At 74.9% G+C, this 8,973-nt stretch carries 10 protein-coding genes; 2 read left to right on the top strand and 8 right to left on the bottom strand.

The features are described from left to right. Positions 1-25 precede the first annotated feature (25 nt). On the top strand, positions 26-631 hold the full coding sequence (locus tag ACFQ11_RS15440; protein WP_378299001.1) for a TIGR03086 family metal-binding protein: 606 nt from the start codon (positions 26-28) through the stop codon (positions 629-631). A gap of 106 nt (positions 632-737) precedes the next feature. On the opposite strand, the gene ACFQ11_RS15445 is transcribed toward ACFQ11_RS15440, so the two are convergent. Then, entirely contained in the window at positions 738-1,115 is a 378-nt protein-coding gene (locus ACFQ11_RS15445) for a MerR family transcriptional regulator (RefSeq protein ID WP_378299002.1), read from the bottom strand. Positions 1,116-1,265: 150 nt separating this feature from the next. Between ACFQ11_RS15445 and ACFQ11_RS15450 the strand changes: the two genes are divergently transcribed. Then, a complete protein-coding gene (locus ACFQ11_RS15450; RefSeq protein WP_378299003.1) occupies positions 1,266-2,135 on the top strand; it encodes an LLM class F420-dependent oxidoreductase in 870 nt (289 codons plus the stop codon). Positions 2,136-2,183: 48 nt separating this feature from the next. Here ACFQ11_RS15450 and ACFQ11_RS15455 read toward each other — a convergent pair whose 3' ends face one another. The 7 genes from ACFQ11_RS15455 to ACFQ11_RS15485 all read right to left on the bottom strand — a co-directional run bounded on the left by ACFQ11_RS15455 (position 2,184) and on the right by ACFQ11_RS15485 (position 8,809). Next, positions 2,184-2,624, bottom strand: a complete 441-nt coding sequence (locus tag ACFQ11_RS15455) for a carboxymuconolactone decarboxylase family protein (protein ID WP_378299004.1) — start codon at positions 2,622-2,624, stop codon at positions 2,184-2,186. Between the two features lie 18 nt (positions 2,625-2,642). Next, a complete protein-coding gene (locus ACFQ11_RS15460; RefSeq protein ID WP_378299005.1) occupies positions 2,643-3,629 on the bottom strand; it encodes a sigma-70 family RNA polymerase sigma factor in 987 nt (328 codons plus the stop codon). Between the two features lies 1 nt (position 3,630). Further along, positions 3,631-4,092, bottom strand: coding sequence for a GtrA family protein (locus ACFQ11_RS15465; protein WP_378299006.1), 462 nt, complete (start codon positions 4,090-4,092; stop codon positions 3,631-3,633). A gap of 61 nt (positions 4,093-4,153) precedes the next feature. Further along, positions 4,154-5,350 carry an MFS transporter gene (locus ACFQ11_RS15470; protein ID WP_378299007.1) on the bottom strand — a complete coding sequence of 399 codons (1,197 nt, stop codon included), beginning with the start codon at positions 5,348-5,350 and terminating at the stop codon, positions 4,154-4,156. A gap of 59 nt (positions 5,351-5,409) precedes the next feature. Further along, a complete protein-coding gene (locus ACFQ11_RS15475) occupies positions 5,410-6,636 on the bottom strand; it encodes an NAD(P)/FAD-dependent oxidoreductase (RefSeq protein ID WP_378299008.1) in 1,227 nt (408 codons plus the stop codon). Between the two features lie 138 nt (positions 6,637-6,774). Next, positions 6,775-8,019 carry a deoxyguanosinetriphosphate triphosphohydrolase gene (locus tag ACFQ11_RS15480; RefSeq protein WP_378299009.1) on the bottom strand — a complete coding sequence of 415 codons (1,245 nt, stop codon included), beginning with the start codon at positions 8,017-8,019 and terminating at the stop codon, positions 6,775-6,777. Between the two features lie 61 nt (positions 8,020-8,080). After that, positions 8,081-8,809 (bottom strand): YdcF family protein, encoded by a 729-nt coding sequence (locus ACFQ11_RS15485; RefSeq protein WP_378299010.1) that lies wholly within the window; start codon positions 8,807-8,809, stop codon positions 8,081-8,083. Between the last annotated feature and the right edge of the window lie 164 nt (positions 8,810-8,973).

The raw sequence follows: 8,973 nt of genomic DNA on the forward strand, positions 1-8,973 counted from the left end.
CGGTCGGGCCTCCTACGGTGACCTCATGGATCTCCTGAAAGAGCTGCTCTCCACCGACTTCCGCGATCTCGACCGCAGGGCCCTCGACCTCTGGCTCGGCACCCTCGCGCAGGTGAAGCCGGACATGCTGGCGCGTCCCACGCCCTGCCCCGACTGGACCCTGCACGGACTGATCCGGCACCAGCTGAACCAGGACGCGGGCTTCGCCGCCGCGGCGCGGGGCGAGGGCGCGCGCCCGTCCGTCTGGCGCGGCGCCGACCTCGGCGACGACCCGCACGCGGCCGCGGCGGCGTCCGCCGACCGGGTGACCGCCGCGTTCGCCGCGGCGGGACCGCGCGACGAGTTCCACCTGCCCGAGATCGGCGACGGCACGGCGGTGCCCGCGTCGCTCGCGATCGGGTTCCACCTCGTCGACGCCGTCGTCCACGCCTGGGACGCCGCCGTCACGATCGGCGTCCCGTGGGAGCCGGACGCCGAGCTCGTCGAGGCGTCGCTGCGGGTCGCCGCGATCGTCCCCGAGGACGGGCGGACACCGGGCGAGGCGTTCGCGCCGCCCGTTCCGGCGGCCGCCGGCGCCGGGCCGCGCGACCGCCTGCTCGCCCTTCTCGGCCGCTCTCCCGCGTGGCGGTGAGGACCCGCCCGGCGGGCGGGCCGTGCCGGGCCGGGTCCGGTCCTGGCCGGCGTCACCGCCTTCGCCCCCCGGACGCGGCGTGGGCGCGGGCGGCGCGCGTCCTCGATCAGGCGGGGGTCCCGTCGCAGAGCGAACCCCGGTAGAGGTCGATCTTCCAGTGGATCTGCTTCTGCTGGTCGCGCAGCCGGGCGATCCGCTCCTCGACCCGCCGGTCGTGGGCCTGCAGGAGTTCGAGGCGTTCCGGGAGCGTCTCGCCCCCGCCCCTGGCGAGTTCGGTGTAGCGGAGCATCTCCGCGATCGGCATCCCGGTCTCCCGCAGGCACCGCAGCATGCCGAGCCACCGCAGGTCGTCGTCGGTGAACACGCGCCGTCCGGAGGCGTTCCGCGCGATCCGCGAGAGCAGCCCGATCTTCTCGTAGTAGCGCAGGGTGTCGATGCTGAAGCCGCTCTTCTCGGCGGTTTCGGCCGGAGAGTAGGAACTCACGGCGCCAGCATTCCACCTGAAACCCGTTGCAGGTCAAGCGTTCGCGGGTCCCGGCGGCGGGTAGAGGCCCCGCGGCGCGCTTGACCTGGAGTGCGCTCCAGATCGCAGAGTTGTGGCGACACCCGCCCTCGGCACCGACGAAGGACAGGCATGCGCATCGGACTACAGGTTCCCAGCTTCACCTTCCCCGGCGGGCCCGAGCGGATCGGCCCGACGTTCGGGAACATCGCCCGCGACGCCGACCAGGCCGGGCTCGACTCGCTGTGGGTCATGGACCACTTCTTCCAGATCGACATGGTCGGCGCCGCCGAGGAGCCGATGCTGGAGGGCTACTCGGCGCTCGCGTACGCGGCGGCGCTCACGGAGAACATCACGCTCGGGACGCTGGTCACCGGCGTCACCTACCGGTCCCCCGGGATCCTCGTGAAGACGGTCACCACACTCGACGTGCTGTCGGGCGGACGGGCGTGGTTCGGCATCGGCGCGGCCTGGAACGACGAGGAGTCGCGGGGCCTCGGCGTCCCGTTCCCGCCGACGTCGGAGCGGTTCGAGCGGCTGGAGGAGACGCTGCGGATCGCCCACCGGATGTGGCAGGGCGACGAGTCGCCGTTCGAGGGCGGGCACTACCGGCTGGAGCGCCCGCTGAACTCTCCGCCCGCGCTGCGCCGCCCGCACCCGCCGATCCTGATCGGCGGCACCGGCGAGAAGAAGACGCTGCGGCTCGTGGCGAAGTACGCCGACGCCTGCAACATCTTCGACGGCGACGAACTGCCGCGCAAGCTGGACGTCCTGCGGGGGCACTGCGAGCGGGAGGGCCGCGACTACGCCGACATCGAGAAGACCTCGCTGACGTACTTCGCGGAGACGCCGTCGGTGGACGCGGCCGTCGACACGATCGGCCGGCTCGCCGAGGCGGGCGTCGACCACGTCATGTTCTCGCAGGGCACCGGCCAGGACCTGGTCGGCCTGCTGGCCGAGGCGCGGGCGCAGACCGAGAAGATCGTCCCGGCGGGACGGTGAGGCGGGGACGTCCCCGCGCGCGAGGGCGCGGGGACGTCCCGCGGGCGGTCAGCCCTCGATCATCTCGTGGTAGTGCAGCGGAACCCCGAACAGGTTCAGCGCGTTGATCATCGCCACCAGCCCCACGAGGTCGCCGGCCGCACGGTCGTCCGGGTAATGCTCGCGCAGCGCCTCCCACATCTCGTCGGTCACCGGCTCGCGCCGCGTGACCGCCTCGGTGTAGGCGAGCGCCGCCCGCTCCGCGTCGGTGTAGAGCGGCGACTCCCGCCAGACGGCGAGGTGGTGCAGTCGCTCCTCCCGCTCACCGTGCCCACGGGCGTCCCGGGAGTGGATGTCGACGCAGTAGGCGCACCCGTTGAGCTGGGACGCCCGGAGCTTGACGAGCTCCTGGACGGCGCGGTCGAGGGGCCCGTCTTGGATCACCACGACCGTCCGGATGATCCCCTTGTAGACCTCGGGACTCGCGTCCTTCAGCAGCATGCGAGGCATGATCGTCTCCTTTCGTCATCAGGGAGACGACGCACCCCCGCCGGTTGTGACGCCCCGGGCGGGACCGGTTCGGCCGGCCGCGTCCCGCAGGCCGGGACCGCCGAACTTGGCGGGGTTGAGGACGCGGCGGTAGGCGACGATCCGGCCGTCCGCGATCTCGAGCGTGTCCACCGCGGCGAGCCGGCCGCCGCGGTGGATCAGCAGGCCGGGCCCGCCGTTGACCTCGGCGGGGACCGCCCGGAAATCGTTGCGGACGGCCGTCCGGAGCAGCGCGGTGGCGACCCGGGCCGCCCCGAGGATGATCTTGCGGGCGGCGAAGACGCGGCCGCCGCCGTCGGTGGTGTAGGCGGCGTCCGGGTCGAGGAGCGCGAGCAGCGCGGCCTCGTCCCGGCGCTCGTAGGCGGCGCGGAAGGCGGCCAGCACGCGGGCGCCCTCGGGCCCGCCGGGCGGGGGCGGGGCGGCGGCGACCTTGCGGCCCGCCCGGGACACGAGCTGGCGGCAGGCGGCGGGCGTCCTCCCGAGCGTCTCCGCGATCCGGTCGTACGGGACGCCGAACGCCCGGTGCAGGACGAACGCGACGCGCTCGGGCGGCGACAGCTCCTCCATCACCAGCAGCATCGCGGTGCCGAGTGTGTCGTCGACGAGCACCGGCTCGGCCGCGTCCGGGCCGGTCAGCAGCGGTTCGGGCAGCCACGGGCCCACGTAGTCGACGCGGCGGGCGCGCGCCGAGCCGAGCACGTCGTAGGCGCGGCGCGCGGCGACGGTGATCAGCCAGGCGCGCAGGTCGCGGACGTCCGCGAGGGGTGCCCGCGCGGCGCGCAGCCACGTGTCCTGCACGATGTCCTCGGCGTCGGCGACCGACCCGGTGATGCGGTACGCGGCGCCGAACACCGCCGGGCGGTGCAGCGCCCACTCGTCGTCCAGGCGTCCCCTGCCGGCCGACCCGCCGGCCGACCCGCCGGCCGCCTCGTCGATCGCCTCGTTGATGGCCTCGTCGGTCGCCATGTCAGCCGGCCGCGAGCGTGAAGACCCACCTCTTGTACGACCAGTAGCGCCACGCGGCGCCGAGGCCGACGCCCGCCAGCAGCGCCGCGTTGTAGGCGAGGTCGCTCGTCAGGCCGAGCGTGTAGTGGGTGAAGCCGGTGCACGCCACCTGGATGAGCATCCCGATGCCGTTCAGCGTGAAGAAGACGACGACCTCGCGGCCGGACCCGTCGCTGTCGCGGTGCCGGAACGTCCAGAAGCGGTTGGCGAGGTAGGACGTCAGCGTGGACGCGATCCCGGGCACGACGACGCTCGTGATGGGGCTGCCGCCGAGCCAGGCGCGCATCAGGTTGGCGCCCAGGAACATGATCAGCGTGCCGAGGCACCCGACGAGGCCGAAGGTGAGCAGCTCGCGCAGGAAAGCGCGCGTCGGCCGGACGATCTCGACCGTTTCGGGTGGTCTAGACCGTTGTATGGTGCTCACTCGTCCAGACTTTACCCGAGAGAAACTCATACCTCGGGAGGACCCGGGAGAACCGGCGTGGTCAGCGGCCCGCCGTGGCGGTCGCGGGGGCGAGCAGGACGATCAGCCCGACGAGCGCGACCGGGACCGCGAGCGCCCAGCCGAGCCCGACGCCCTGCGCGACGAACCCGATGACCGGCGGCCCGCCGAGCACCCCGAGGTAGCCGACGCCGGTCACGCGGGAGATCCCGGTCGCGGCGGGGATCCCCGGCAGGTTCCCGGCCGCGCTGAACGTCACCGGCGCGACCGCCGCGACGCCGAGGCCGAACAGCGTGAACCCGGCGACGGCGGCGGCGGGATGGTGCACCGCCGGCCCGAGCCCCAGCCCCGCCGCGGCGACCAGCGACCCGGCGCGCAGCACCCGGACGGGCCCGAAGCGCGCGACGACCCGGTCGCCGGTGAAGCGGCCGAGCGTCATCGCGACCGCGCATCCCGCGTAGCCGAGCCCGGCCGTGCCCGGGCCGGTCCCGAGGTCCTCCCGCAGGTAGATCGCGCTCCAGTCGGCGACGGCGCCCTCGCCGACGAACGAGCACAGCCCGATGATCCCGAGCAGCGCCAGCGACCACCGCGCCGACCGGACCGTCCCGTTCCGGGCCGGCCCGCCCGGGGCGACGGCCTCCGGTTCGGGCGTCGCGTCCGCCGACCGGTCGAGCAGGTCGCGGCAGCCGAGCAGCAGCACGGCCGTCAGCGCGGCCGCGACCGCGGCGAAGTGCAGCGGCACCGGGACGGCCGCGTGCGCGGCGGCCGAGCCGATCAGCGCGGCCAGCAGCGTCCCGATGCTGTACCAGGCGTGCAGCCCGGACATCAGCGGGCGCCCGTAGCGGCGTTCCACCGCGACGCCCTGCGCGTTCATCGCCACGTCCATCAGCCCGAGCGACGCGCCCATCAGCGCCAGCGCGCAGACCAGCGCGCCGAGGTTCCCGGCCAGGCCCAGCGGGATCAGCGACACCGCGCAGGCGACGCCCGTCGCGAGCGTCGTCGCCCGGCTCCCCCACCGCCCGATGAGCGCGCCCGCCGACCGGACCGCCAGGACGAGCCCGACGGGGGCGCCGAGCAGCGCGAGACCCATCGCGCCCTCGCTCAGCCCGAGATCGTCCTTGATCTGCGGGATGCGGGCCACCCACGCGGCCGTGAAGAGCCCGTGCACGGCGAAGGCGACCGTGACCGCGAGCCGCGCGCGCGGCGCGGGCGCCGGCGGCGCGTGCTTCTCGGTGATCACCCGGCCGACTGTACGTCGCTCACCGGACGGCCGACAGAGCCGTTTCCGGGACGTTCCCGTCAGCCCAGGCCGGCGAGCGGGACGCCCGGGTCGGCGAGCCGCGCCGCGTCCACCGGCCGGCCCGACCGGATGAGGGCCTGGACGTCCGCCGTCACGTCCCAGACGTTCACGTTCATGCCCGCGACGACCCGTCCGTCCGACAGCCAGAACACGACGAACTCGCCGGACGCGCGGTCGCCGCGGTACACCACCTCGTCGTACTCGCCGGGCGCCGCGACGCCCGACATCTCCATGCCGAGGTCGAACTGGTCGCTGAAGAAGTACGGGACCCGGTCGTACACGACCTCGCGGCCGAGCATCGCGCGGGCCGCGGCCGGGCCGCCGTTCAGCGCGTTCGCCCAGTGCTCGACGCGGATCCGGCGGCCCAGCAGCGGGTTGTAGGCGTTCGCGACGTCGCCCGCCGCGAACACGTCGGGGTCGGACGTGCGCAGCGACTGGTCCACGAGGATCCCGTCCGACACCTCCAGCCCCGCGGCCTCCGCCAGCCGGGTGTTCGGCCGCACCCCGATCCCGGCGATCACGACGTCCGCGGGCACCTCCGCGCCGCCGGCCGTCACCGCCGCCGACACCTGCCCGGCGCCCCAGAACCCCGCGACGCCCTGCTCCAGCCGCAGGTCGACGCCGTTGTCGCGATGCAGGTCGGCGAACATCCCGCCGACCTCGGGGCCGACGACCCGGTGCAGCGGCACCGGCTCCGGCTCGATGACCGTCACGCCGTTGCCGTGCGCGCGCGCCGCCGCGGCCGTCTCCAGCCCGATCCAGCCCGCCCCGGCCACCACCACCCGGCGGCCGCCGTGCACGAGCGCCTGCTTCAGCGCCGCCGCGTCCGCCATCGTCCGCAGGTAGTGGATGCCCTGCAGCCGCGCCCCCGGGACGTCCAGGCGCCGCGGGGTCGCGCCGGTCGCCAGCAGCGCCCGGTCGTACCCGATCCGCTCGCCCGTCGCCAGCCGCACGACGTGCGCCGCGGTGTCGAGCGCGTCCACCGCCACCCCGAGCCGCAGCTCGACGTCGTGCTCGCCGTACCACTCGGGTTCGTGCACGTGGGCCTTCTCCCGCGGCTCCGCGCCCAGCAGGAACCCCTTCGACAGCGGGGGCCGTTCGTACGGCCGCTCGATCTCCTCGCCGATCAGCAGGATCCGTCCCGCGAAACCCTCCTCCCGGAGCGTCTCGGCGGCCTTGGCGCCGGTCAGCCCGGCGCCCACGATGACGAACGTCCCCTCGGGCATGCTGCCTCCTATGGTCACCTTGAGTCATCCTCACAGTGGCGTGCGTGATGAGACAAGGGTCCAGGGACCGGTGCGTCGCGCGGGACCGCTCCACCCGCCGCCGCCCCGCGGCCCGCAGGGCCGCCCTGCGGGCGCCGGTCAGCCGGTGAGCCGCTTGTGGCGCGCGATCGCGGAGGTGTCGGTGAGCGAGGCGATCTGGTCGACGACGGCGCGCAGCCGGGCGGCGTCGTCGTCGGCCTCCTCGAACGCGGCGCGGAACCCCGGTTCGAGGGTGCCGGGGGCGCCCGCGAGCGTCAGCTCGGCCAGCTCGGTGATCAGCGTGCGCTGCCGGGCCCGGACCTCCTCGTGGCTGATCCACACGTAGTGCGCGGTGATGCCCTTGAGCAGCGCGTTCTCCAGCCGGGCCGCGCGCGGGACGATCAGGTCCGCGGCGTACCGGGTCAGCGGGCGGTCGCCGTGGGCGGCGCGGGTGGCGTCCTCGGCGGCCAGGCAGAACCGGCCGATCAGCGTGCTGGTGAGGTTCTTCAGGGCGGCGAGGCTGCGCGGCGTGCCGTCGTAGCCGGACGGCCAGTACGGCTCGGCGAGCAGCGTCGTGAAGCGCTCCTCGAGCTCGGCCAGGTCGGCGTCGGCGCAGTACAGCTTGCGGGCGGTCTCGGCGACGAGGCGGCGCTCGGCCGGGTCGGCGAGGCGCGCGAAGTCGATGTGCCCGGCGACGAGGGCGTCCTCCAGGTCGTGGACGGAGTAGGCGACGTCGTCGCTCCAGTCCATGACCTGCGCCTCGAAGCACGTCCGGCCGGGGTCGGCGCCCTCCCGCACCCAGCGCGCGACGTCCAGGTCGTCGTCGTAAACGCCGAACTTGCCGTTGACGGCGTCGGCCTGCGTCCAGGGGTACTTCATCGCCGCGTCCAGGGCCGCGCGCGTCAGGTTGAGGCCCACGCTGCGGCCGTGCAGGGGCGGGCCGTCCGGGGCGAACGACTTGGGCTCCAGCCTGGTCAGCACCCGCAGGCTCTGCGCGTTGCCCTCGAACCCGCCGCAGTCGCGGGCGACGACGTCCAGGGCGGCCTCCCCGTTGTGCCCGAACGGCGGGTGCCCGATGTCGTGCGACAGGCAGGCCGTCTCCACCAGGTCGGGGTCGCAGCCCAGCGCCTTGCCCAGCTCGCGGCCCACCTGGGCGCACTCCAGCGAGTGGGTGAGGCGGGTGCGCAGGGACTGCACGGTGTCGGCGCCGGCGCCCGGCGACGCGACCTGCGTCTTGGCCGCCAGCCGCCGCAGCGCGGCGCTGTGCAGGACGCGCGCCCGGTCGCGCTCGAACGCGGTGCGGTCGCGCCGCTTGGACGATTCGGGCGCCCAGCGCCGCCGGTCGTGATCGATATAGGTGGTCATCTCCCGTCCAGGGTAAGCGGCGGCCGTGACGCCCGGGCGGCCCGCGGGCGACGGCTCCGGGTCACCCCGCGGGCGCCCCGGTGCCGCCGTCCCCGGCGGGACGCGCGGCGGGCTCGCCGTCGCCGCCGAGGAACGCGTACGACAGGTAGGCGCCCGTCTCCCGGACGATGTAGTACGCCTGCGTCTCGCGGGTCTGGACGCTCGGGCCGCTGCGCGTCGGGGACGCGGCGGCCTCGATGCCGTGGTCCGCGGCCATCCGCTCGGACCGCAGCGAGTGCCACGGGTCGGAGACGATCACACCGGACGACCAGCCGCGCTCGTCGTACAGCCGCCCGACGGCCGCGAAGCTCTGCAGCGTGTCCCGTCCGGTGGGCACCGCGACGACGTCCCCGGCGGGCACGCGGCCCTTCTCGACCAGCCAGCGGCGGCCCGACCCGGCCTCGGTGTAGTTGTCGCCGGGAGCCTTGCCGCCGACGGTGACGATCGTGGGCGCGACCCCGTCCCGGTAGAGGTTCAGCGCGTGCTGCAGGCGCCACCGCAGCGTCGGGGACGGCTTCCCGTTGTACTGCGCGGCGCCGAGGACGATGATCGCGTCCGAGCGCGGTCGCTCGTCCTGGCGCGCCTCGTACCAGATGCGCGCGGCGAGGGTGGCGGGGGCGAGGAGGGCGACGGCCAGCAGGCCGAGGACGAGACCGGCTGGCAGCACCGCCCAGGCCGGCCCGCCGCGCCGGTCGTGCCGCCCGTCCCGGTCCCCCGGTGCGGACTTCGGCGAATCCAGTTCCAACGTCATCGTGTCGGCCACGGTAGTTAGATGGCCCGGCGGATGCGCGAAGTTCGCGGATCGAGCGTGTCGGCCGCGCCGCGGGTCCGCGGTGCCGCGCCGCGCGGCGGCCGGTGCGGCCGGCCGCCGCGCGGAGCACCGGTCAGCGCCTGCCGGACGCGTCCGCCGCGGCG

Source organism: Actinomadura sediminis, assembly GCF_042675525.1.
GTDB classification, from domain to species: domain Bacteria; phylum Actinomycetota; class Actinomycetes; order Streptosporangiales; family Streptosporangiaceae; genus Spirillospora; species Spirillospora sediminis.

Bases quoted from the DNA above. Each gene is read 5' to 3' on its own strand.
- ACFQ11_RS15440 (WP_378299001.1), top strand. From the start codon at position 26: ATGGATCTCCTGAAAGAGCTGCTCTCCACCGACTTCCGCGATCTCGAC.
- ACFQ11_RS15450 (WP_378299003.1), top strand. From the start codon at position 1,266: ATGCGCATCGGACTACAGGTTCCCAGCTTCACCTTCCCCGGCGGGCCC.
- ACFQ11_RS15455 (WP_378299004.1), bottom strand. From the start codon at position 2,624: ATGCCTCGCATGCTGCTGAAGGACGCGAGTCCCGAGGTCTACAAGGGG.
- ACFQ11_RS15460 (WP_378299005.1), bottom strand. From the start codon at position 3,629: ATGGCGACCGACGAGGCCATCAACGAGGCGATCGACGAGGCGGCCGGC.
- ACFQ11_RS15475 (WP_378299008.1), bottom strand. From the start codon at position 6,636: ATGCCCGAGGGGACGTTCGTCATCGTGGGCGCCGGGCTGACCGGCGCC.
- ACFQ11_RS15480 (WP_378299009.1), bottom strand. From the start codon at position 8,019: ATGACCACCTATATCGATCACGACCGGCGGCGCTGGGCGCCCGAATCG.
- ACFQ11_RS15485 (WP_378299010.1), bottom strand. From the start codon at position 8,809: ATGACGTTGGAACTGGATTCGCCGAAGTCCGCACCGGGGGACCGGGAC.